The 22,144-nt window shown below is 46.0% G+C and carries 24 protein-coding genes and 3 tRNA genes; 21 read left to right on the top strand and 6 right to left on the bottom strand.

Annotation, left to right across the window (positions count from 1 at the left end; translation table 11 throughout):
* Window positions 1-7: 7 nt before the first annotated feature.
* Both amrA and AB840_RS03460 read right to left on the bottom strand, forming a co-directional pair.
* Window positions 8-1,369, bottom strand: coding sequence for an AmmeMemoRadiSam system protein A (amrA, locus tag AB840_RS03465; RefSeq protein WP_048513435.1), 1,362 nt, complete (start codon window positions 1,367-1,369; stop codon window positions 8-10).
* Between the two features lie 166 nt (window positions 1,370-1,535).
* Window positions 1,536-3,236 carry a phosphoethanolamine transferase gene (locus AB840_RS03460; protein ID WP_234984835.1) on the bottom strand — a complete coding sequence of 567 codons (1,701 nt, stop codon included), beginning with the start codon at window positions 3,234-3,236 and terminating at the stop codon, window positions 1,536-1,538.
* 383 nt (window positions 3,237-3,619) lie between these two features.
* On the opposite strand from AB840_RS03460, the gene AB840_RS03455 reads away from it, so the two are divergent.
* The 10 genes from AB840_RS03455 to AB840_RS03410 all read left to right on the top strand — a co-directional run bounded on the left by AB840_RS03455 (window position 3,620) and on the right by AB840_RS03410 (window position 10,425).
* A tRNA-Asp gene (locus AB840_RS03455) sits at window positions 3,620-3,696 on the top strand.
* Between the two features lie 7 nt (window positions 3,697-3,703).
* Window positions 3,704-3,779, top strand: a tRNA-Phe gene (locus AB840_RS03450).
* A 14-nt stretch (window positions 3,780-3,793) separates the two neighbouring features.
* Window positions 3,794-3,879 (top strand) — tRNA-Leu (locus AB840_RS03445).
* Between the two features lie 216 nt (window positions 3,880-4,095).
* Window positions 4,096-4,449, top strand: coding sequence for a hypothetical protein (locus AB840_RS03440; protein WP_048513434.1), 354 nt, complete (start codon window positions 4,096-4,098; stop codon window positions 4,447-4,449).
* Between the two features lie 63 nt (window positions 4,450-4,512).
* On the top strand, window positions 4,513-5,460 hold the full coding sequence (locus AB840_RS03435) for a metal-sensing transcriptional repressor (RefSeq protein ID WP_048513485.1): 948 nt from the start codon (window positions 4,513-4,515) through the stop codon (window positions 5,458-5,460).
* Window positions 5,461-5,542: 82 nt separating this feature from the next.
* Window positions 5,543-6,295 carry a macro domain-containing protein gene (locus AB840_RS03430; RefSeq protein WP_048513433.1) on the top strand — a complete coding sequence of 251 codons (753 nt, stop codon included), beginning with the start codon at window positions 5,543-5,545 and terminating at the stop codon, window positions 6,293-6,295.
* On the top strand, window positions 6,285-7,118 hold the full coding sequence (locus AB840_RS03425) for a CpXC domain-containing protein (RefSeq protein WP_048513432.1): 834 nt from the start codon (window positions 6,285-6,287) through the stop codon (window positions 7,116-7,118). The genes AB840_RS03430 and AB840_RS03425 overlap by 11 nt, the downstream gene beginning before the upstream one ends.
* 292 nt (window positions 7,119-7,410) lie before the next feature.
* A complete protein-coding gene (eno, locus tag AB840_RS03420; RefSeq protein WP_048513431.1) occupies window positions 7,411-8,703 on the top strand; it encodes a phosphopyruvate hydratase in 1,293 nt (430 codons plus the stop codon).
* Between the two features lie 133 nt (window positions 8,704-8,836).
* The gene (locus tag AB840_RS03415; RefSeq protein ID WP_048513430.1) at window positions 8,837-9,682 is read left to right on the top strand and encodes a D-alanyl-D-alanine carboxypeptidase family protein; all 846 of its coding nucleotides are present in this window, start codon (window positions 8,837-8,839) and stop codon (window positions 9,680-9,682) included.
* 35 nt (window positions 9,683-9,717) lie between these two features.
* Window positions 9,718-10,425, top strand: coding sequence for a response regulator transcription factor (locus AB840_RS03410; RefSeq protein ID WP_048513429.1), 708 nt, complete (start codon window positions 9,718-9,720; stop codon window positions 10,423-10,425).
* Between the two features lie 81 nt (window positions 10,426-10,506).
* Here the strand turns inward: AB840_RS03410 and rbr are convergent, their stop codons facing one another.
* The 4 genes from rbr to AB840_RS03390 all read right to left on the bottom strand — a co-directional run bounded on the left by rbr (window position 10,507) and on the right by AB840_RS03390 (window position 12,715).
* Window positions 10,507-11,043, bottom strand: a complete 537-nt coding sequence (gene rbr, locus AB840_RS03405) for a rubrerythrin (RefSeq protein WP_048513428.1) — start codon at window positions 11,041-11,043, stop codon at window positions 10,507-10,509.
* A 181-nt stretch (window positions 11,044-11,224) separates the two neighbouring features.
* Entirely contained in the window at window positions 11,225-11,683 is a 459-nt protein-coding gene (locus AB840_RS03400; RefSeq protein ID WP_048513427.1) for a hypothetical protein, read from the bottom strand.
* Complete coding sequence (locus AB840_RS03395; protein WP_072061744.1) at window positions 11,683-12,420, bottom strand: DUF1700 domain-containing protein; 738 nt, start codon at window positions 12,418-12,420, stop codon at window positions 11,683-11,685. Before AB840_RS03395 ends, AB840_RS03400 begins: the two co-directional genes overlap by 1 nt.
* A complete protein-coding gene (locus tag AB840_RS03390) occupies window positions 12,407-12,715 on the bottom strand; it encodes a hypothetical protein (protein ID WP_078791665.1) in 309 nt (102 codons plus the stop codon). Before AB840_RS03390 ends, AB840_RS03395 begins: the two co-directional genes overlap by 14 nt.
* 176 nt (window positions 12,716-12,891) lie before the next feature.
* On the opposite strand from AB840_RS03390, the gene AB840_RS03385 reads away from it, so the two are divergent.
* From AB840_RS03385 to AB840_RS03335, 11 genes are all read left to right on the top strand, one after another.
* Window positions 12,892-13,098 carry a DUF951 domain-containing protein gene (locus tag AB840_RS03385; RefSeq protein WP_048513426.1) on the top strand — a complete coding sequence of 69 codons (207 nt, stop codon included), beginning with the start codon at window positions 12,892-12,894 and terminating at the stop codon, window positions 13,096-13,098.
* Between the two features lie 150 nt (window positions 13,099-13,248).
* Window positions 13,249-14,466, top strand: a complete 1,218-nt coding sequence (locus tag AB840_RS03380) for an ATP phosphoribosyltransferase regulatory subunit (RefSeq protein WP_048513425.1) — start codon at window positions 13,249-13,251, stop codon at window positions 14,464-14,466.
* A 1-nt stretch (window position 14,467) separates the two neighbouring features.
* Window positions 14,468-15,103 carry an ATP phosphoribosyltransferase gene (gene hisG, locus AB840_RS03375; RefSeq protein ID WP_048513424.1) on the top strand — a complete coding sequence of 212 codons (636 nt, stop codon included), beginning with the start codon at window positions 14,468-14,470 and terminating at the stop codon, window positions 15,101-15,103.
* Window positions 15,104-15,118: 15 nt separating this feature from the next.
* Window positions 15,119-16,408 (top strand): histidinol dehydrogenase, encoded by a 1,290-nt coding sequence (hisD, locus tag AB840_RS03370; RefSeq protein WP_048513423.1) that lies wholly within the window; start codon window positions 15,119-15,121, stop codon window positions 16,406-16,408.
* Window positions 16,401-17,486, top strand: coding sequence for a histidinol-phosphate transaminase (hisC, locus tag AB840_RS03365; RefSeq protein WP_048513422.1), 1,086 nt, complete (start codon window positions 16,401-16,403; stop codon window positions 17,484-17,486). The genes hisD and hisC overlap by 8 nt, the downstream gene beginning before the upstream one ends.
* Window positions 17,468-18,052 (top strand): imidazoleglycerol-phosphate dehydratase HisB, encoded by a 585-nt coding sequence (gene hisB / locus AB840_RS03360; protein WP_048513421.1) that lies wholly within the window; start codon window positions 17,468-17,470, stop codon window positions 18,050-18,052. The genes hisC and hisB overlap by 19 nt, the downstream gene beginning before the upstream one ends.
* Window positions 18,053-18,054: 2 nt before the next feature.
* Window positions 18,055-18,672: an imidazole glycerol phosphate synthase subunit HisH gene (gene hisH, locus AB840_RS03355; RefSeq protein WP_048513420.1), complete on the top strand. Its 618-nt coding sequence runs from the start codon at window positions 18,055-18,057 to the stop codon at window positions 18,670-18,672.
* 4 nt (window positions 18,673-18,676) lie between these two features.
* On the top strand, window positions 18,677-19,393 hold the full coding sequence (gene hisA / locus AB840_RS03350; RefSeq protein WP_048513419.1) for a 1-(5-phosphoribosyl)-5-[(5-phosphoribosylamino)methylideneamino]imidazole-4-carboxamide isomerase: 717 nt from the start codon (window positions 18,677-18,679) through the stop codon (window positions 19,391-19,393).
* Window position 19,394: 1 nt separating this feature from the next.
* Window positions 19,395-20,159, top strand: coding sequence for an imidazole glycerol phosphate synthase subunit HisF (gene hisF / locus AB840_RS03345; protein WP_048513418.1), 765 nt, complete (start codon window positions 19,395-19,397; stop codon window positions 20,157-20,159).
* Window positions 20,159-20,872: a bifunctional phosphoribosyl-AMP cyclohydrolase/phosphoribosyl-ATP diphosphatase HisIE gene (hisIE, locus tag AB840_RS03340; protein ID WP_048513417.1), complete on the top strand. Its 714-nt coding sequence runs from the start codon at window positions 20,159-20,161 to the stop codon at window positions 20,870-20,872. Before hisF ends, hisIE begins: the two co-directional genes overlap by 1 nt.
* Window positions 20,873-20,880: 8 nt before the next feature.
* Window positions 20,881-22,002, top strand: a complete 1,122-nt coding sequence (locus tag AB840_RS03335; RefSeq protein ID WP_171969690.1) for an HAD family hydrolase — start codon at window positions 20,881-20,883, stop codon at window positions 22,000-22,002.
* Window positions 22,003-22,144: the final 142 nt, after the last annotated feature.

Here is a 22,144-nt window from a genome sequence, read left to right as displayed (position 1 = left end):
GCGCCGCCTATAGATAACGGGTTACTGTAAAACGGTATATATCAGGTCGCACCTGTGGTGGAATCCCCGCTTTTTCCTTAGCAATATCCAACTGCTGTTGTACGGTGTCAACACCATCCAGTGCAGGCAGCAGCAGTCCCGTACGAGCATGACTCATAACGATGACACCATATTTTTCGGGATCCAGTTGATCTGCCGAAGTCACCGATTCCGGGGCGCCAAGAATATCGACAGAAATTGACAAATCATCCAATTCGCCCAGCCTGACAGGCTGAAAACGAGGATCTCGGGTAGCCGCTGATACGGCATTATGAATAATTTCCCCGGCTATGGTTAGGTGCATTGGCAGAAAGGTGCCTATGCAGCCGCGCAGGTTCGTGCCCTGATGAATGGAAACAAAAGCTCCGGCCTGGCCGGCCAGTTCCGCTGGCAATGAATCGGGAAGAGGCATGTAGGTATGATGGTGCAGGTAATAGGAAATACTTTGCCGGGCCAGACGAACACGTATATCTGTGGTCACACTGTTTTCGGCAAGCCGTTTTTCTCCTTCGTTCAGGTACAATGCAACCCCATATCCGACACCGAAAGGACCTTCATATGAATAGACCGGCATGACAGGACGCAGATGGCGGAGAACGCCAAAGAGAAAATAAATAGATGGAAGGCCGCACATGCCTGCATCTTCAATAAGGGAGGCAGGCATCGTTTGCAGCAGATGGAGGTCCTGCTTTTTTAAAGCGGTCATGACGGTTTTATCAAAAACTTCTCCGGTAGGCGTATATCCGTTTGGAGAGTTCGGCAGAAGGCGGTGAGATAAATCGCCGGAAGCAATGACGGCAATGCGGCGATTTATTTTTAAGGCAGCCCTGATCGTAATATCACCGAGGACAGTCATACTATTGTAATCGTCAAAGCGGGGCGCCATCATAACGATGGCGCCGGTGAAGCCGGCCTGACGCAAATAATATAAAGGAATGAAAGAACCTTGATCAATTTGGACAGGATGACCGTATTTTATGCCCCAGGCTTGATCGAGGGCATGCAGCGGCACGATGTTGGCTGCCTGTGCCATTATTTCTCCAGCCAGCTCCATATCTGTATTTACCTGCATGGTTAACTCTGGATAGCCGCAATTTCCCAAGTTGCCATATAGTTTGGGCTCCGGGAAAATAGCGGCACCGTCAGGAAACACATAATTATGTGGTGATATAATAACGATTGTTTCTGGCTTTTGGTCAGTCAGCATGCGAGAAGCTGTAGTGACGGCAGTCACAGTTTTTTTTATTTTGTTCAATTCGCTGCCGCCGATTTCCGGCAGCATAATCGGCGGATGAGGAAATAATGCTACGCCGGTACACAGAGTTGCCATATGAGAGACCTCCTTTTATAATCGGATGGTAAAAAGAAACGGATAGCGAGAAAAAGAATTTATTTTATTATACCATGGCGGCTGGGGATTGAAAATGCGGAGCCGCCTGCTGCAGGCCGCTCCGCATTTTATATAACACATAATTATGAAATAAGATAGGATTTTATCAATATTCCGTATCTTCCATGAGACTGGTCTGACCAAAACGAGTTACTAAATCCTTTCGTTCCAGCTTCCATTTGGGAGACGCAAGGCTGTATGACGGATCATAGTTGGGAGATTGCATATTAAGAATCCCACAAATGAATTCATACTCCAAATCATTTGTGAAGTACTTGTCTTTATGTGCTTTGATCGTTTTATAAATCATGGGATTGCGACGCTGATACGCTTCTGATAAATAACAGAACATGGGGATACGCAGTACTTTGAAGCTGGCACTGTCCGGCTGGCGGGCAACTTCAGGGTCGCTGCCGTGGTCGGAAAAATATATCATAGCGTCCAGATTCAAATTTTCCCTGGCATAGTTATATACCTGGGACAGGAACCAGTCCGTATACAGTACTGTATTATCAAAATCAGCTTCTTGGTTGAGTTTACCGTCGTTGAATTTTTGAAATTCTGCAGGATATCGGTTGCGATATTCAATATGACTGCCCATGACGTGGAGGACTATAAAATTTTTTTCTTTTGGGTTTACTTTTTTTAAAAACTGCAGTAGAACCCCATCTAATGTGGATTCCTTCAAATCGCGGTCAACCCATTCTGAAACATCGGCTGTTTTGGCGACAAGGGTGATCGGCGTATCGGCAACGCCAACGGAACCTTGATTACTGAACCAATAGGTTTTATAGCCCGCTTTTTTTGCCATATCAATAATAGAAATAGATTGATTAAATTCCTTATTATTATAAAAATTAGCTTCTGTCAGTGCATGTTCGAGAACCGGCACGGTATACCAGACACAGGCATAGGCATTAGTAAACAACGTAAAATCAGGATTGGATTTCATAGACGTAAGCCAAGGAGTATTCGCTACGTGGTCAGGATTATAGGCGTTCATCAAAGTGCGTGTTTCTGATTCACCGATAACTACGATGACTGTATTAGGGTAATCTGCTGGATTTAATTGCACTGCCTGAAGATTAGCAAATTTGCTGTCGTGATTTTCTGCATATAGATCGGATCGTTTCATGTAGTCGTGCGTATCTAAAAATGTACGGATAGGAAAAGCTTCCGGGAAAATTTCTTCTCCCAGTGCGCCGACAGACGGAAAAATAATCAGCAGAGATAAAAGCGGCAGCATTTTTTGATATACCGCCGTTTTAGGGAGCGTGTTCTGCCTGTAATTGGCCGTATACAGCCCGATGATGATAGCTGCTAATAATAAGACGATAAAGGTGATTTTCATGAGTCCCAAGGAATGGAAATATTCCAGAGTTTCAGCCGGACCGGTTTGGAAAATAAGCAAGGCGCCGGAAGTTGTGATACTTGAATGATACAGGGCAAAATATACCCACTGGAGGGCAATAATAAAAAAAGAGCAAAATTGCAGAATCAACATGATAACAGCACTCATTCTGCGGCCTAAATATTGTTTGAGAAACATATTGATGCAAAATAATATGGCAAAAAGATACAGGCCCACATATATATCATATATATTATTTAAATACAATGTATTTTGATTCAGCAAAGAAATATAACTGAGATACGGGCCGGTAATAATCCAGCCGATACCGATCATCGCGGTCGGCAGAATCGCGGCAAGGGATAAATGACGCCAATAAATGGCCAAAGACAGAACTACGGCGCCCACGGCCGGAATCAGGCCCAGCGTCATATCTTCAATATTATCGGGCCCCATACCGAGAGACACTAGAAACTGCCACTGGATACACAGAGCGTAGATGACGGCAAAAATACACAACAGGTAAAATATAGTGTGGCCTGTTTTTTTTAAGGCAGGGGATGCAGGGGTATTCGCAGATGTAAATTGTTTCGACATTTTGGTGTCTGGAGGAAACATGGCACGGTAACCTTTCTGTAAAACGTGTAAACGTTATGTAAAGTATTTTTATATCGAGATTATTATACATCAAATACAAAAGATTACATAGAGCTAACGGATAAGTTCCTATTAAAAATGCGCATACTTAAAAATAAAAATAAAAAAAGACTTGCAAAACATGTATGGACATGGTAAAATGTTTTTTGTTCGGGGCGTTAAGCGCTTCGGCAATATGAAACGGCCTCGTGGTGTAGCGGTTTAACATGTCGCCCTGTCACGGCGAAGATCGTCGGTTCAAATCCGATCGAGGTCGCCATTTTTTTGCTCAGGTAGCTCAGTCGGTAGAGCAGGGGACTGAAAATCCCCGTGTCGGCGGTTCAATTCCGTCCCTGAGCACCAAAAAAAAATCACATGCGGTTGTGGCGGAATGGCAGACGCGCTACTTTGAGGGGGTAGTGGGTGAAAACTCGTGGGGGTTCAAGTCCCCCCGACCGCACCAAATAAAGATATATATGGTCATTCAGTATGATTGAGGAAATTATAAATCAGGTTCATCCCAAAGGATGAGCTTTTTTTTGTTGCCGGGTACGCAGGGTATTCATATTGACGGATAGGGTATTTGATGGTATCGTATATTTGATATGCTGTGTGTGTAGACATACTGTATTGGCAGAAAAAGATAAACCGCACAGTTTTTGCTGGAGCGGTTGTTTTTATGTGGGGACGGAAAAAGGTGAAGCTATTGGCAAATTTGCATTATGTCATTTTTATGAAGCATTTAATCTCTGGAGAATGTATAGATGAAACGAGTTTTTGCTTTTTAGATGATCCGGAAGAACGGGAACACATTATAGGATATGCGCCTGAAGTGAATGAGAAGAAACCCTACTGGGTCGGATTGTGTGATATTCCCGGAGGTTGTGACTTTGCCTCGGCGGACGAATTGGTTTCTGCAGAGATTTTTGACGGGCAGTCTATACGGGAGCGGTGGAAGAAAATCTTGTTTTTGAATGTCGGTGGTGTCGGTATTGATTGCTGGAAACGATGTTTTGCGTATGACAGGGAGTAAATAGTGCTGCCGGGTATTGTCCGTATCGGAATTAGAAATGCAGAGAAGGTGTTGGTGGATAGAATGGATAAAGAACATGTGTTTTTTGAGAATTATGCCGATACATGGGATCGGGACCGAAAAGAGAATCGGGAAATATTGGCGTATATGATGCGGCTGTCAGAACTTCCGCCTGGAGCACATGTATTAGATGCCGGCTGTGGGACAGGAACACTTATTCCTTATCTTCATGAGGCGGTAGGTGAGCAGGGGATGGTTGAAGCTTTTGATTATTCGCGGCAAATGCTGGACAAGGCGAGAGAAAAATTCAGTCATTTACGCGAGGTTGTTTTTACGGAAGGTAATATTTTAAAATACGATTTTCCTGATCAGTGCTATGATGCCGTTATATGTTTAAACGTATATCCGCATATGGCGGGCAGGGCAAGAGATTTTATACGAAAAATGTACGGCACGCTTAAACGGCAAGGCAGCCTGATCATTATGCATGATATGCCACGACAATGTGTGAACCGCCTCCGGGGAGACAGCGCAGAGGAACCGCCGTGTCTGCTGCCGCCGGTGGATATCTTGGAATCACAGCTTATTGGCTGCGGCTTTTCCGTTGCGATTGCAATGGATACGGCACAATTTTATTTTATAAAGGTAATTAAAGATCAAGAACTGCCATATGCGCAATATGTGGATGAAGATACGGAGCTGCCGGCAGTGTCTCAGATACATACCGGCGGGCATGTACCTCACCGGCACAATCATACACAGACGAAAATGGTGATGAACCGGCTGGCTCGCATCAGCGGCCATCTGGAGGCAATTAAGCGAATGGTTGACGAAGGCCGGGATTGCAGCGAGGTGCTTATGCAGCTGGCTGCCGTCGATTCAGCTATTGTCAGTGTCAGTAAGGTCGTTTTAAAGGATCATATAGATCATTGTATTGTGGATGCGGTACGGGAGAATAATGTGGAAGCTATTGAAAATCTGAAAAAATCCATTAGTACTTTTATAAAATAAACATATTCAATACGTGCATCACATGCGGTGAATATGATATAATCAAACTATTAAAGTCTATGTACTTGAAGGGGGTGATACTATGCAGTTTCGCGTTTTAGTAGGAGATATAACAAAATGGAAAGCGGATGCTATTGTAAATTCGGCGAGTTCCACGCTGCTTGGTGTAAGCGGGATGGATAATAAAATTCATCGGGCCGGCGGCATTTCGTTGACGGCAGCCTGCCGGGCGCTGAAGGGGTGTGCTGAAGGCGAGTCCAAGATGACCTTCGGCTATAAACTGCCGGCAAAATATGTAATTCATACAGTGGGACCGTATTGGATTGGCGGTAAGCGGGGTGAAGAGGACACCTTGATCTCATGCTATAGGAAAAGTATTTATATGGCAGAAGAAAAGAAGCTGCGGCATATTGCATTTACATCCATTAGTACGGAAGATAAGCGGTATCCTCTGCAGCGGGCGGCAGCAGCTGTTGTGCCTGTGATTTTGACGGAAGGGGAAGGCCTGAACCGTATTGATCTGGTTTGCATTGATGAAGATATGCAGGCGATTTATACAAAAGCGGCTGTTTTCTTTTGGCTGCAGCACTTAAATGATGCGGATAAGAACGAAATAGGGCCTATGGTAGAGGAAGCAATGATATCCCTGGTTATGCTGCGTGTTTGCGAAACGGATCCGGATCCGATCATTATGGCTGAAAAAATACGCAGCATGAAACGGGCACTGCGCCCGTTTTTGGATATGAGCCAGCCGCGCAGCATTATTGATATTGAAAAAGCGGCGGATATTGTTATGAAATCATATGATGAAGGGATTGCGGAATATGAGCTTTGATGGAGAGGGCGCAGGTTCTCATGCCGCGGTATTCACGCTGACATGTCCGGCTTGCAAGGGAACGGGAACCTTTCATACATGGGATTGTATTGACGGTACGAGGGATCCGGCATTGCGTCTGCGTATTTTGACGGACGAAACCTTGTTTTTTTACGAATGCCCTCATTGCAAGGCTCAGATTCATATGGAAAGTCCCTGCCTGTACATTGACCGAAATCAAAAATACATGGTTTGGCATATACCGGATCTGACGGTACCCGTGACCTCGCAGGAAGTATGTGATTTTCTGGGACAGCCGTCTTTTGATGATTATACCTGCCGCGTTGCCCTTACTTGGGGAGAGTGGAGGGAAAAGATCATTGAAATGGAAAGCGCATATGACGATCGGATATATGAAATTATTAAGTTCGGCGCCTATCAGCTTATAAAGGAAGAAGATAGGCAACGGCTTCTGTTGGAAGCCTATCATCTTGATTATGCGGATGAAAGTCGGCGGTCAGATCAGCTGGCACTCGTTTTCATGCAGGAACATCAAAAGGGAATGGGATATACCTATGAAATTACTTCGAAAGTGCTGGAAGTGACACGGGATATCTTTATGCCCTTATTGGAACGTCTTTCTGCTGTAAGTGAAAAGGCGGCATTTGAACGACGGGGATATGCCTGGGCACAGCACTTTATGACATATGCTATGAAGGCAGCTTCCGCCGGTAACGGCCGGGAAGCATATGGACAGCTTATTGGGTTTTGGATACAAACGCTGGGGCAGGAACTGTTTCATGCAGATATTAAAATGCCGGAATCACAGCAGAACAAAATATGATAAATACAGGGCCGGTTTTCCTTGCAGGGGAGACCGGTTTGGCACATTTTGCACATTCAGAGATAGGCTCTTTAAAGAGGCATCTGATGAGATACTGGTGATTGTTTACGATCTGCTGGCTTAGTGGGACAAATACGCAACCGCAATAAAATTTTTGGTTGAATGTATATACTATACTGATCCTGTATTGTATAATGAGGGTACAGTATCATTGTTTTGACAGGCGACATTTTGCAATGCAGAAAGTCGCATATACTGGCTGTCAATGTCAGATACAAGGAGGATAGCATATATGAAAGATGTCAGAATAGAACAAATTACAGGAAGAGAAATAATTGATTCCCGCGGTAATCCTACCGTTGAAGCGGATGTTCTTCTTACCGACGGAACTGTCGGCAGAGGCTCTGCGCCTAGCGGAGCGTCGACAGGACGGTTTGAAGCACTTGAGCTTCGAGACGGGGATTCACGGCGGTATGGCGGCAAAGGCGTGTCTCAAGCTGTCGCACATATACAGAAGGACATACAAAATGTATTAAAAGGAGTAAGTCCGTTTGATATCTATCATATTGATCAGGTGATGATCCGGACAGATGGAACGACTGATAAGTCTGGATTGGGAGCCAATGCGATGCTGGCCGTGTCGATTGCCTGCGCAGCAGCGGCTGCGCAGTCGCTGCAGATCCCTTTATACAGATTTTTGGGTGGTATTAATGGCAACCGGCTGCCGGTTCCTATGATGAATATATTAAATGGCGGGGCCCATGCGGCGAATACTGTCGATGTGCAGGAATTTATGATTATGCCGGCAGGTGCGCCTTCATTTCGGGAAGGGCTGCGCTGGTGCACGGAAGTATTTCATGCCTTATCTGGTATTTTAAAAGCCAAGGGCCTGGCAACCTCTGTAGGTGATGAAGGCGGTTTTGCGCCGGATTTGGCCAGTGATGAAGAGGCGCTTCAATATATTTTGGACGCAGTTGAAAAAGCAGGCTATACGCCGGGAACAGATTTTGTCTTGGCCATTGATGCTGCGGCCAGCGAATGGAAGGGAGCTAAGCCCGGTGAATATGTATTGCCGAAAAACGGGCAGGCCTTTACCTCTCAGGAGCTGACTGCGCATTGGCGGCACTTGGTGGATGCGTATCCCATTTATTCAATTGAAGATGGGTTAGATGAAGAGGATTGGGATGGCTGGCAGATTTTGACAAAAGAGCTGGGGCAGCGTGTTCAGCTTGTAGGCGACGACTTGTTTGTTACGAATACGGAACGTTTAGCCAAGGGGATTTCTCTTGACTGCAGTAATGCTATTTTGATAAAGCTGAATCAGATAGGAACCGTGTCGGAAACGATGGAAGCTGTTAAGTTGGCGCAGCAGTCGGGGTACCGTGCAATTGTATCTCATCGATCCGGGGAAACCGAGGATACGACGATTGCCGATTTAGCTGTTGCGTTGAATACGTGCCAGATCAAATCTGGTGCTCCTAATCGAAGTGAACGGGTAGCTAAATATAACCGTCTTTTACGAATTGAAGAAGAATTGGGCGATGGTGCCATGTACCCTGGATTTCAGGCTTTTGGGAAAATATAGATATGGAAACAGTCTCTGCCGGGCAGAGACTGTTTTTTTTATTTACGAACTTGTTAGAATTAATTGACATTACGACTAATTTGACAGATAATTAATAATTAAAAGAAAAAAATATAAGTAAGGAGTGTCAGATATGTTTTCTTATATAAGACACATGGTTTCAGCAGCCGTATTTATGGCGGCATTCATGATATGCACGGCGGCGTTCGCCTCTGTGCAGGCGGCAGTGCCGTCTACCATTGCGGAATCGGCATGTATGATTGATGTTGATTCTGGTAAAATTTTATATCAGGTGAATCCTACAAAGTGGATTCACCCGGCGAGCACCACTAAAATTGTGACGCTGATTACTGCTTTGGATCAGGGGAAAGATAAACTGGATCAGCCGCTTAATATTTCTCAAGAAGCGGCTGATACTGAACCGTCTGTATTGGGGATTGCTCCCGGTGACCGTCTTACAGTGCGTGAAGCATTGCGGGGAATGATGGTCGTATCGGGAAATGATGCCGCTGTTGCGGTGGCAGAAACTCTGGGCGGGTCCGTAGCTGGCTATGCCGGGATGATGAATAACGAGGCGGTAAAAATGGGGGCCGCTCATTCGCATTTTGTCAATCCTAACGGGCTGACGGCTGCACGGCATTATACGACAGCCGTGGATATGGCTAAAATGGCTGCGTATGGAATGAAAAACTTTCCTGAATTTCGCTATATTGTAAGCTTACCAGCTTATGATGTAAAATATTTGGATGGACGGCCTTCTAAACATGTCACGACAACAAACCGTTTTTTAATAAGCGGCTATGCAGGGGCCGATGGAGTCAAAACGGGGTTTACGAATGCTGCCGGAGATTGTTTGGTAGCAGCAGCAACTCGGAATGGGCATACATTGGTTTTGGCGTTGTTCAATGATGATGATCGTTGGGAGGATGCACCGGCTATTCTTGATTATGGATTCCGAAGATTACAAACGGGGAAATAGTATTTTCGGAAATATTGCAACGAGGGGGAATTTATATGGCGCACATTTTGACAATTGAAGATGACAGCATGATTGCCGCATTGGAGCGAGATTTTTTGGAAGCAAGCGGTTTTGAAGTTACCGTTGCCATGAGTGGCAAAGAAGGTTTGAAGGTATTTGACGGGGGAGCGATTGATGCTGTGCTGCTTGATGTGGGGCTGCCAGATACCGATGGATTTTCCGTTTGCAGGAAGATTCGCGACATCAGTAACGTTCCGATTATTTTTATCACAGCAAGGGGGAGTGATGAGGATAAAATAAAGGGATTGGGATTAGGTGCCGACGATTATATTGTCAAACCGTTCAACCCGTCGGAAATGACGGCGCGGCTGAAAGCGCATTTGGATATACATCAACGGCTGTTGGGGGCACGGCCGCAGGCGTTGGATGAAAATAAGCCGGATATTCAGGTTGAAGATCTGCGTATATATATCAAACGGCATCAAGTCTTCCGTGGTAAAAAGGAAATTATGCTGACAGGAAAAGAATTTAACCTGCTGTTATTTTTAGCCCGGCATCCCAATCAAGTATTTTCTAAGAAATATCTTTTTGAAATGATTTGGCATCTTGACGCATTGGGAGAATTGGCAACCGTTACCGTTCATGTAAATCGCCTGCGGGATAAGCTTAATGAAATAAAACCGGAATTTACGGCTATCGAAACCGTTTGGGGAAACGGGTATCGGTTTAGAGTCGAAGAATAAGTAACAGTAAATAAAAGAAGCTGCCTCCATATAGAGACAGCTTCTTTTATTTACTGTTACGGTATTTACGATACGTAGTTTTTAAAAATTATCGTTTTTCAATTCAAAGAAAGCCTGCGGATGCGCACAAACTGGACATACCTTAGGAGCGACATCACCTTCATAAATGAAGCCGCAGTTACGACAGATCCAAGTTTTCTTTTCTGGTTTTTTGAAAGCCGTGCCGTTTTCAATATTTGCCAAAAGGGCAAGGTACCGTTCTTCATGATGCTTTTCGATTTCAGCTACTTTTTCAAAAAGGTACGCAATATTGTTGAAGCCTTCTTCCTTAGCTTCTTTGGCAAATGTTGGATACATTTCAGTCCATTCATAATGTTCGCCGGCAGCTGCGTCCTTCAGTGCGTTGATATCGTCAGGCATACCATCGTGGAGCAATTTGAACCAAAGCTTAGCATGTTCTTTTTCATTATTAGCCGTTTCTTCAAAGAAGCCCTTTATTTGTTCATACCCTGCTTTTTTTGCAACACTGGCATAATACGTGTATTTGTTTCTGGCCATCGATTCACCGGCAAATGCTGCTTCTAAATTCTTTTCTGTTTTGCTTCCTTTTAATTCCATAATACATACCTCCTCAAAAAAATAGTTACAATGATTAAATGCAATAGTATTGTCTGAAGAATTTCTCCAAACCTTGCTGACAAGTTCATTATAATACATCATCAATATAAAATCAACAGATAATAATTATTTTTTGATAATAAAATCTAAGAAAAAAACAACCATGTCATATAACAAAATGTTAACGGCTGGATTTATTGTTTTGGACGGTATCCGCATTTTTATCTGTTGCACGACTGGAAGAAGAACGGGATGAAGATGAAGCCTGGGGTTGAGACGAGCGCGTTTCCTGACGTGAGCTGCCCGTGTGAGCAGGTTCCGTACGGGATGAAGATACGGTGTCGCTGAATTTTGATTCAATAGTATCTTGAGTATCTGCTGCACTGTCCTTCACATCTCCGTATTTTTCCTTAAATTTGTTTTCCAGTTCCTGTGCCCGTTCAGGATACATTTTTTTTAATTTAGCCAATAGCTCATCCTTGCTGGTATTTCCCTTGTTTAAAGCGCCTTGGAGAGCTTTATATTCCTGATAATAGGTAAGCCATTCTTTTAATGGCCCGTAGTCCTTGGTCATAAAAGACTGTAAGCCTAAAAATGAAAATACACATGTCAGAATAAAGCAGATGAGTACTTTTGCCATTATGAATTCCTCCCTGATGAACGTGTGCCTGTACCGCGGGAAGCATCATGGCAGGCTTGACCGGCATAGGAAGTGGTCAAGGCGGCGAACAGGATAGCCAGAACGGTGAATACCATGGTTGTTAGTGAAAGGGTAGGCAAGGGAAGCAGATCTGTGTACAAGAACGCCGGCAGATTGGCAATAGCAATGCAGGCAATAACAGCTGCGGCGACACCGAGATACAGGAAACCGCTCAAGATACCGAAAAGCGTCCCTAAAATATCCAAAAAAGGACTAGCCACTGCTTTTGCTGCCTTGGGGACAGAAGAATCAGTATCCCATTTGAAATCTCTTCCCGTTTCCGCATCTTCTCTATAGGGGTGAGAAGATGCCTGGGGCTGTTGGTAGCGATAGTCGTCTGGTTGATGATAGTACGATTCGCTTTGTTCACGGCGGCGCCGCCGCTCCGGATCCTTTTCCCAGTCATACGGAGCGGCATTCTGCGGTTTATACGATGGCTGGCAATCCGCGGCAGCCGCCAAGCTGGCATTGTCCTCTGGGACAATGGGCTTGCCAATATAATAGCGGTAAATATTTTTTGGATGTCCCAGCTTGCGGCAGACATCTTCTTCTGTTCGCCCCTCCTTTGCACCAAGGCGAAACTGTTCTTCACAGTCTTCCAAAATGCCCTTCAGATCTTCTTTGTCGCTCTTGCGAAAATAATATTTCAAGAGGTCCATAAACTCAATTTTTCTCATATAGTCCTCCTTCCTGCCGCTGCTTTTTTTGCAGCAGCTCATATTGCTGATGATATTTTGCGCCGGTCTGCCACGCAGTAATGCTGATAACCAGTATTGCGATCAATATGATAAATATAAAAAACGATGGCATGGCAGGTAAAAATGCAATGGCAGCCAATGGTTCTTTCTCGACGGCGATACAGAATGCGATCCATACTAAAAGAGCGACGGTTATGAGAGAACAGCATCCGCCGACCGTGTATAATGCGACATATATGTGACGCAGCTTTTGCAGATCTGTTGATGAAGCCAAAACAGATTCCTCCTCGTGTCGTAATGTAGTGAGAACGGCCTTATGATGCCGTTCGCTATCCATTATAGTAACACACAGGGCCAGCCCTTACAAGAGCACCCGTCCCGCGGCGCCCCTATCTTTTACGGCAGTTAGGCTATATAATGAAACATATATAATAAAGGAGTGGTAATACTATGGCTAATTTTGTCCGTTATCATATTGGAGATGTCGTACAGATGAAAAAGGCCCATCCCTGCGGCTCAAATGAATGGGAAGTACTGCGTATCGGTGTGGATTTTGTGGTTCGCTGCTGTGGTTGTGGGCATCGTGTTATGATCCCGCGTCCCAAATTTGAAAAGGCTGTTAAAAAGATTTTGAAATCAGCAGGATCTGATTTATGAAAATTATACGTAAAAATGTAAAAAAATTTGCAAAAGGTATTTTTATTTTTCCAACTTTGTGTTACAATTTACTTCGACAATTTATTACTTTACCGAGATAAAGTAATAAAGAAAATATGCTTTTAATTTAGAGATACAGGAGGTCATAGAATGAACAATAATACATTAGATGGGGTGAAAATGCTTCATCATGATGAAATGCGCAATTATGACCGAATTCAAGGAAAAATTATTTCTGTCATTATGAATCACGGCTGCAAGATTATTGAGACGCCGAGCTTTGAAGATTATGATGTATATCAGCATTTCTTTCCTCATTTACGGCAGCAGATGGTTAAAACCATTGATACGGACGGACGAGTTTTAGTTTTACGACCTGATGTGACGCTGCCGCTCGTGGAAACCGCGGCCCGAGAATTTCCGCGACAGGATCAGCTGCTTAAATTTGGCTATGTCAGCACGGTTTTTCGTGAATATTTTGGACGCAGTACGTATGGAAAGGATTTTCTCCAGGGAGGGATCGAGATATTAGGGGATTCAAGTCCGGAATGTGATGGAGAAGTCATCGTTATGGCCGCAGAAATACTAAAGGCGGTTGGTGTGGAAACTATTCGCATTGATATGGGAACTGCGGCGTATACGCAGGCTTTGTTTGACGGACTGCCCTTGGAAGAAGAACAAAAAGACACGCTGCGAATGTATATGGCCGATAGAAATCTGGTGGCGTGCCGGAAATATATTGCCACCTTGCCCTTGACCGGAGATGCCCGCAGAGCACTTGAAGTGCTGCCCGTATTATTTGGCCCCTATGCGCAGACGCTCAGCAAGGCGCGTGATTACAGTATCAACAGCGGCATGTTAAATGCGCTTTCACGGCTGGAACGAGTCTATGATTATATTTTGTATGCCGGTTTTGCCGGTAAGATACAACTGGATTTCGGATTTGCCAACCGTCTTGATTATTATACGGATATGGTGTTCAAAGTGTACGTAGACGGCGCCTTGTATGATGTGATTGACGGAGGACGGTATGATACGTTGTCGGCACGTTTCGGCGTGGATAGGCCTGCTTGCGGATTTGGCATGAATATTAACTTGCTGTATGAATTTATGAGTGACGCCGGCCTTTTGGCTGATGCTGAACCATCTTTCCAGCTTGCCGTATCGTATACGGCAAGTGACCAGACTGTTATTCGTGATCTTATGAATTGGCGGGCACGGGGATTTCGTGTTGCCGCATATCCTGATTCTTCTTTTATAGATAGTCGTGATTATAGTATTCATGCTATATATCGGAACGGAACGTATTACAAGGACGGGAAGGCTATGACGGCAGAGGAACTGGAAGAATTAATGAGGAGGCTTTAAGATGGCTATTCATATTGCCCTGGCCAAGGGACGTATCCATAAAGCTGTCATGAAATATTTACAGGAAAGCGGCTATGAGTTCCCAACCTATTCAGAAGACAGCCGCAAACTTATTTTTGAAGACAGCAAAAGCATGCTGAAGGTCACACTGGTCAAGTCGCCTGATGTGGCTGTTTATGTCGAACGGGGTGCGGCAGATGTTGGCATTGTTGGCGAAGATGTTCTGGTTGAAGAGGCTTCCGGCGCAGCAGTATATGAAGTTCTTGATCTGGGGATTGGCCGCTGCCGGATGGCGGTTGCCGGTATTGCCGGGAAAAAGGTGGATATGACACGGCGCATTACTATCGGTACGAAATATCCGCGTATTGCCCGGCAGTATTTTGAACAAAATCATCACAGTGTGGATATTATCAAGTTGAATGGCTCTGTTGAATTGGCGCCTCTGGTGGGGTTGTCCGATGTGATCGTCGATATTGTCGAAACAGGAAATACCTTGAAGGCTAATGGACTTGAGGTCCTGCAATATTTTATGGATTTCAGTGCCCGTATGATCTGCAATCCCGTATCGTTTAAAATCAAATATAGTGAAATACAGCAGCTGATGAAGGTTATTCAGCAGAAAGAATTGGAAGTATAATAGGGGGCGTATAACGTGGAATGGATAGATGTACCCAATAACGGATTGTCTCTGCGGGAAATTCGTTGTATTACGAAACGGGATCAGGCTGAAAATGCCGATATTCGTGAAAGCGTGGAACATATTTTGCAGGACGTACAGCTGCGGGGGGATGACGCGGTACGAGAGCTTACGGAAAAGTTTGACGGGATCAGACTGGAAACCTTTCTGGTCTCTGATCGTGAAATTGAAGAAGCGACAAAAAAAATTGGTCCTGAAATGATTGCGGTGCTGCAGGAAGCAGGAGACAACATTCGGGCATATCATCAGCGTCAGACGCAGCAGAGCTGGCTGGAAACCTTTCGTCCCGGCGTCCGCCTCGGTGCTAAATTCACACCGATTCAGCGTGTGGGCGTCTACGTGCCGGGCGGAACGGCCGCATACCCGTCGACAGTCCTGATGGATATTATTCCCGCGCATGTGGCCGGAGTACCTTCGATTGCGGTGTTTACGCCGCCTGCTAAGGACGGTACTGTCAATCCCTATGTACTGGCGGCAGCGCATATTGCCGGAGCTACAGAAATTTATAAGGTTGGCGGGGCTCAGGGGATTGCTGCCGCGGCCTTTGGCACGGAAAGTATTCCGCCCGTATTTAAAATTGTCGGACCGGGTAATGCATATGTAGCAATGGCGAAACGGCTCGTTTTCGGTACGGTGGGCATTGATATGATTGCCGGTCCCAGTGAAGTTGGAATATTGGCTGATCACACTGCCAATCCTGTGTGGGTCGCCGCTGATTTGCTGGCACAGGCGGAACATGATCGCCGGGCCGCGGTGTTTCTCGTCACGCCGAGCGCATCTTTTGCCGGTGAAGTGGAGCTGGAGGTGCAGCGGCAGCTGGAAGAACTTCCGCGAAAGGAAATTGCTGCGGCTTCCATTGAAAATCACGCTAAAATTTTTATTACAAAAGACAGAATGCAGGCTGTAGAGATTATGAATCTTATTGCTCCGGAACATCTGGAAATTGATTTTCCGGATGCGGAAACCTATATCGATCAAATCGTCAATGCCGGGGCGATTTTTATTGGTGCATATACGCCGGAACCGATCGGAGATTATTTTGCTGGGCCCAATCATACACTTCCGACGATGGGAACCGCTGCCTTTTCGTCGCCTCTTGGCGTATATGATTTTATTAAACGCAGCAGTCTTCTCCAATATGATAAAAAAGCCTTTATGGCTGTGGCAGATCAGGTTATGCGTTTTGCCGACGTAGAAGGATTACAAGCACATGGATTGGCAGTAAGGAGGAGAATTGATGAATAATGCATGGCTTCGTGATACGATTCGTGATTTTGAACCGTATAAAGTGCCGGAAATAAAAGAAAATACTGTTATTAATGCCAATGAAAGTCCTTACAATATTTTTGATTTTCCTAATGTTAAGGTTGACTTTTTATCTCGCTTGGAAAAGAGACCGCTCTATCACTATCCGAATCCCTTTGCGGAGGAGCTGCGGACGGCGCTGGGAGAATATGTGTCGCGCCGGGCAGATGAAATTCTGGTAGGCAATGGCGGTGATGAAATTATCAGTCTTATTTTGAACACCTTTATGAATGCCGGAGATACGCTGCTCATCCATACCCCAACCTTTGATGTATATGAAATAGACGGCCAGGTGCTGGGAGCCAATGTTGTCAAGGTTCCCGATCTGGAAGGATTTAAACGGGATAGAAATACGTTTTTGCGCAGGGTAACGGAATTGCGGCCGAAGATAACGATGTTGTGCAATCCCAATAACCCGACGGGAGAATTGCTGCCGCTGTCGTTTTTGGAGGAGGTATTAAAGGCTTCGTCCAATCCCGTGGTTATTGACGAAGCTTATTTGGAATTTTCCGGTCAGGAAAGCATTATTTCACAGCTGGATCAATATGATAATCTGATCGTTATCAGGACCCTGTCCAAGGCTTTTGGCCTTGCCGGCATGCGTATTGGCTATGCGGTCGCGCAGCAGGATGTTATTGCGGCCCTGTCTCTGACCAAGCTGGTGTACAATATGAATAATATGTCACAGCTTCTGGGACTTTCCGCTATGGCATACCGTGATGAAATTTTGCAGCACAATATACCGCCGACAATACAAGGGCGGGAATATCTTATGGCGGCTCTTCGCAAGCTGGACGGTGTGACCGTATATCCCAGTGTCACTAATTTTGTCCTGGTTCATGTTCCAGACGGGCCGGCCATGGTTAGAGCGCTCAGTCAGGCTGATATCTGTGTCCGGTTTTATAAAGCGCCGGAGCTCGAAAACTGCTTGCGCATTACGGTGACCACTATGGACGTCATACGCCGTGTTATTTCTGTTTTCCAAAGGGAGGTAGTACCATGCGCAGCGCTCAAATAGAACGGGAGACAGCAGAAACGCAGATTGCTGTTTCCCTTAATCTGGACGGAACAGGGCTTTTTGCCGGAACGACGGGCGTCGGCTTTTTTGATCATATGATGAATCTGCTGGCCTGCCACAGCGGCATTGATATTTCTCTTCACGTCGACGGAGATCTGGATGTGGACACGCATCATACGCTGGAGGATTTGGCCATCGTATTTGGCGATGCCCTGACAGAGGCGTTGGGAGATAAAAAGGGAATCAACCGCTACGGTATGTTTTACTGCCCTATGGATGAAGCGCTGACGCGGATTGTTATTGATTTGAGCGGCCGTCCGTATCTGGTATATGATGTCAGGCTCGGCGTCGAACGTATTGGTACTTTTGAAACAGAAATGCTGCGGGAATTTTTGTATGCAGTATCTGTTCACGGACGCATGAATCTCCATGTGACAAATTTGTACGGGGAAAATGCCCATCATATTGTGGAATCCGTTTTCAAAGGGTTAGGTCATGCTTTAAAAGAGGCAATCCGCATTGAAGGCGATGAAAACAGCGTTCTCTCGACAAAAGGGGTGTTGTAATAATGAAAATAGCGGTTATTGATTATGAAGTCGGCAATTTGGCGAATGTGTATAACGCATGGCTGCGTCTTGGCGTGGAGGCACAGATCACACGCGACCCTGCTGTTATCCGCAGTGCGGATATGATAGAACTTCCCGGTGTCGGTGCTATCCGTGACGCCATAGGTAATCTGGAAAAATTTGATCTGGTGCCGTTACTGCAGGAACAGGTTCATGCCGGTAAATTCTTTATGGGCATCTGCTTGGGGATGCAGGCATTGTTTGAAACGGATTACGAAGGAGGAACCTATAAAGGGCTGGGCTTTTTGCCTGGTGAAATTGTCCCTTTTCATACGCGGCTGAAGGTACCTCATATGGGTTGGAATGAACTGGAATTTAAGCAGTCTCATTGGCTGCAGAAGAATCTTCCGGCTCACCCGTACGTATATTTTGTCCATTCCTATCATAAATCGCCGGTAGATACGCCCGATGTCATTGCTGTCGCTGATTATGGACAGCCTGTACCGGCTATCTGCGGTAAAGATAATGTGCTGGGGATGCAGTTTCATCCTGAAAAAAGCGGCCGTGTAGGTGCTCAGCTTCTGCAGAATATTCTTGACTACGTACAGAAGAAAGGATGAGATCATGATCGTATTTCCGGCAATAGATATACAAAATGGGCATGCCGTCCGACTTCGTCAGGGTATTAAGGATGACAGTACGACGTATTTTGATGATCCAGTAGAAGCTGCTGTGAAATGGTGCAGCGAAGGAGCTGTTTTTCTGCATGTCGTTGATTTAGACGGAGCTTTTTCCGGTAGCCGGTGTAATACCGGTGTCATTGGCCGTATTTGTGAAGCTGTGAATATTCCGGTACAGGTAGGCGGCGGTATCCGCAGTGAGGAAGCTATTAAAACATATTTGGAAAAGGGTGTTAATCGTGTGATTATCGGTTCCAAGGCGGTGGAGGATGAAGCGTTTATTACCGCGATGGCACAAACCTACGGATCATCGCTGGCCGTATCTATTGATGCGAAGGGCGATACGGTAGCCACGCGGGGCTGGGTCAGTGGCAGTAATAAAAAAGTGCTTCCCTTTGCTCAATTTCTTTTATCTATTGGCGTCAGGACAATCGTATATACTGATATCAGTCGGGATGGCATGCTGACTGGCCCGAATATGAATATGCTTTCGCAGCTGCAGCAGCTGCCTTTTATCCGGCTGATTGCTTCGGGAGGCATGAGCAGTATTGATGATTTAAAGGCACTGGAGGCTCTTCATATGTATGGGGCGATTACAGGCAAGGCCTTGTATGAGGGCAGGATTACGATGGAACAAATTCGTGCGTTGGGGGGAATATAGAATGCTGGCAAAACGTATTGTGCCCTGCCTGGATGTACGCGACGGACGCGTCGTCAAGGGCAAGCAGTTTAAACATATACAGGATGTGGATGATCCTGTCAAATTGGGAAAATATTATTCGGATCAGATGGCTGATGAACTGGTTTTTTATGATATTACGGCGACCCATGAACAGCGTCATATTTTTATTGATGTCGTCCGTGCCGTAGCGGAGACGATCAATATCCCGTTTACCATCGGCGGCGGTATCAGCAGCATTGACGATTTTCATCAGGTTCTGCGGGCCGGTGCTGATAAGGTGTCGGTCAATTCCTCGGCAGTCCTGCGCCCTGAGCTTATTCGGGAAGCAGCACAGCGGTTTGGCAGCCAGTGTGTTGTGCTTTCCATAGATGCCAAGCGGGATGGCAAGGGCAGCTGGCAGGTTTATGTGGAAGGCGGACGTAAAAACACGGGTATTGATGCCATCGCCTGGGCCAAGCAAGGTGTTGCCCTCGGCGCTGGTGAAATTTGCATGAATTCCATGGATTCAGACGGTGAAAAAGCCGGGTTCGATCTGGAATTGAACCGCCGCATGGCAACAGAGCTGCCGGTGCCGATTATTGCTTCCGGCGGTGCCGGTACCATGGAGGACTTTAAAAATGTTTTTGATGTCGGTGTAGACGCCGCACTGGCAGCGTCCGTTTTCCATTTCGGTCAGATCGATATCCCCGATTTGAAACAATACTTGAAAGGGCAGGGAATTGCCATGAGAGGGGCAGAAAAATAATGGATACAGTGGAACTTACAGAGATACGGTTTAATGCGCACGGCCTCGTTCCGGCAGTCATTCAGGAAGCCTGCAGCGGTGAAATACTGATGGTTGCCTATATGAGCGTTGAATCGCTGCAAAAAACCATCGAAAGCGGCAACACTTGGTTTTACAGCCGCAGCCGGCAGTGCCTGTGGCATAAGGGAGAAACGTCGGGGCATTTTCAAACCGTTCGGGCTATATTTGTTGACTGCGATGCTGATACACTTTTGATACAGGTAGATCAGACTGGCGCCGCCTGCCATACGGGCCACAAGTCATGCTTTTTCCGCCGTCTGGCCGGATGGGACGGAGACTATACGGGAAATTTATCTGTTTTAGCGGAATTAAAAAACGAAATCAAAGAAAAAAGCATCCATCCGACAGAGAAGTCTTATACGGCCTATCTGCTGCAAACGGGGATTGATAAGATCTGCAAGAAAATCGGTGAAGAGTCGTCGGAGGTTATCATTGCCGCCAAAAATGCCGCTGCCGTTACGGAAGAGGCATCACCGGAAGCTGAAAATCTGCGGCTTGAAGTGTGCAAGGAATCTGCTGATTTGCTGTATCACCTGTCTGTCGTATGGGAAGCGACGGGCGTGGATATCAACGACGTAATGAAAATATTGGAGGAGAGGTCTCACGTCAAGGACAATAAAAAGACCGTGGGCCATTTAGATAAGACGTTTTGAGGAGAGCCATGAAAAAGGTTATTTTTGATGTAGACGGTGTACTTCTTAGTGAAAAACGCTATTTTGACGTATCAGCCCTTGTGGTTTGGGAATGGTACTACAGTAGGAATTTTATGCATTTAGGGCGGGAAATCGTAGAAGCGGAGTTGACAGATGGGGAAATCAATGCGCTGCGGGCCCGTTTCTGGAAAAATGATGAAATCCTGACCTGGCTTAAAGGGCATGGTGTCAACAGCAATTGGGATATGGTACATGCCCATATTGTGGTCACCCTGTGGCTGCTGCTGGAGCAGTATGTCCGGGATAACGGCGGGCCGGTACAGGCTTCGCTGAACACCATGGCCGATGTGCAGGCATGGGGAGATGTGCTGCAGGGATATGCCGTTCCCGAGGCCGCTCAGGTATTGGAACAACTAGTGGCGACGGTCCCGGAAGCTGCCGGAAAGAATGAAGTCTTTGCATGCATCACTGGGGCTGCAGCGGCATCACTGGGGCCGGATACGGCACAGTGGACACCGCTGGGATCGCCTCTGTGGAATATGCATTTTGAAGCTTTTCAAGAATGGTATTTCGGCGATGCATTATACACGCAGACCTATGGGAAAAAACCATATGCTCCGGGAAAACTGGGCTTTTTGCGCCGTGAAGAACCGTTGGGAACGGCGGCAGGGATTTGCCATATGTTTCAGGAATTGAAACGCCGTGGGTATGAGATTGCCATTGCCACGGGGCGTTCGCGTATGGAATTGCAGGTTCCTTTTGAAACCTATGGCTGGCTTGCGGAATTTGATCCCCGCTATGTCGTCACGGAGACCGATGTGGAGGAAGCATCGAAGATGCTGCATATGTCTCTGGGCAAGCCTAATCCATTTGGCTACTATGCCGGTGCTTTCGGCAAATATCCCGAGCGGTATGCCGATTACGTCAGTCATCCTGACGATTACAAAGAAGGAACCTATTGCATCGTCGGCGATTCCCTGGCGGATGTGTGGTGTGCCAAGGCGATGGGGGCCGTCATGATCGGTACCCTGACGGGCCTGGATGGTCCGGCGGCACGGGCTATGTTTGAAAAAGAAAAAGCCGACTATATCGTCGGCTCGGTAGAACAGATCTTGGATATTTTGCAGTAACGCATTCTTCAATGCCTAAATCGATAGAAAAAGACACATCGCACGATGTGTCTTTTTTTGTGTGGTGCGCCCGGCATGGGCAGTGATCAGATAATGCAAGTACTGCGCATTAACGCATGGGATAGGATTCGATTGCCTAAGA

The organism is Megasphaera cerevisiae DSM 20462 (assembly GCF_001045675.1).
Taxonomy (GTDB): domain Bacteria; phylum Bacillota; class Negativicutes; order Veillonellales; family Megasphaeraceae; genus Megasphaera; species Megasphaera cerevisiae.
This window is presented reverse-complemented; position numbering and strand designations above follow the sequence as displayed.

Coding starts and splice junctions, on each gene's coding strand:
- AB840_RS03395 (WP_072061744.1), bottom strand. CDS start 12,420: ATGAGAAAAATTGAGTTTATGGACCTCTTGAAATATTATTTTCGCAAG.
- AB840_RS03415 (WP_048513430.1), top strand. CDS start 8,837: ATGTTTTCTTATATAAGACACATGGTTTCAGCAGCCGTATTTATGGCG.
- hisB (WP_048513421.1), top strand. CDS start 17,468: ATGCGCAGCGCTCAAATAGAACGGGAGACAGCAGAAACGCAGATTGCT.
- AB840_RS03380 (WP_048513425.1), top strand. CDS start 13,249: ATGAACAATAATACATTAGATGGGGTGAAAATGCTTCATCATGATGAA.
- hisIE (WP_048513417.1), top strand. CDS start 20,159: ATGGATACAGTGGAACTTACAGAGATACGGTTTAATGCGCACGGCCTC.
- AB840_RS03425 (WP_048513432.1), top strand. CDS start 6,285: ATGAGCTTTGATGGAGAGGGCGCAGGTTCTCATGCCGCGGTATTCACG.
- AB840_RS03435 (WP_048513485.1), top strand. CDS start 4,513: ATGGATAAAGAACATGTGTTTTTTGAGAATTATGCCGATACATGGGAT.
- hisG (WP_048513424.1), top strand. CDS start 14,468: ATGGCTATTCATATTGCCCTGGCCAAGGGACGTATCCATAAAGCTGTC.
- AB840_RS03385 (WP_048513426.1), top strand. CDS start 12,892: ATGGCTAATTTTGTCCGTTATCATATTGGAGATGTCGTACAGATGAAA.
- amrA (WP_048513435.1), bottom strand. CDS start 1,369: ATGGCAACTCTGTGTACCGGCGTAGCATTATTTCCTCATCCGCCGATT.
- AB840_RS03440 (WP_048513434.1), top strand. CDS start 4,096: ATGTGGGGACGGAAAAAGGTGAAGCTATTGGCAAATTTGCATTATGTC.
- AB840_RS03430 (WP_048513433.1), top strand. CDS start 5,543: ATGCAGTTTCGCGTTTTAGTAGGAGATATAACAAAATGGAAAGCGGAT.
- eno (WP_048513431.1), top strand. CDS start 7,411: ATGAAAGATGTCAGAATAGAACAAATTACAGGAAGAGAAATAATTGAT.
- hisF (WP_048513418.1), top strand. CDS start 19,395: ATGCTGGCAAAACGTATTGTGCCCTGCCTGGATGTACGCGACGGACGC.
- rbr (WP_048513428.1), bottom strand. CDS start 11,043: ATGGAATTAAAAGGAAGCAAAACAGAAAAGAATTTAGAAGCAGCATTT.
- AB840_RS03400 (WP_048513427.1), bottom strand. CDS start 11,683: ATGGCAAAAGTACTCATCTGCTTTATTCTGACATGTGTATTTTCATTT.
- hisA (WP_048513419.1), top strand. CDS start 18,677: ATGATCGTATTTCCGGCAATAGATATACAAAATGGGCATGCCGTCCGA.
- AB840_RS03335 (WP_171969690.1), top strand. CDS start 20,881: ATGAAAAAGGTTATTTTTGATGTAGACGGTGTACTTCTTAGTGAAAAA.
- AB840_RS03410 (WP_048513429.1), top strand. CDS start 9,718: ATGGCGCACATTTTGACAATTGAAGATGACAGCATGATTGCCGCATTG.
- hisH (WP_048513420.1), top strand. CDS start 18,055: ATGAAAATAGCGGTTATTGATTATGAAGTCGGCAATTTGGCGAATGTG.
- hisC (WP_048513422.1), top strand. CDS start 16,401: ATGAATAATGCATGGCTTCGTGATACGATTCGTGATTTTGAACCGTAT.
- AB840_RS03460 (WP_234984835.1), bottom strand. CDS start 3,236: ATGGGGCCCGATAATATTGAAGATATGACGCTGGGCCTGATTCCGGCC.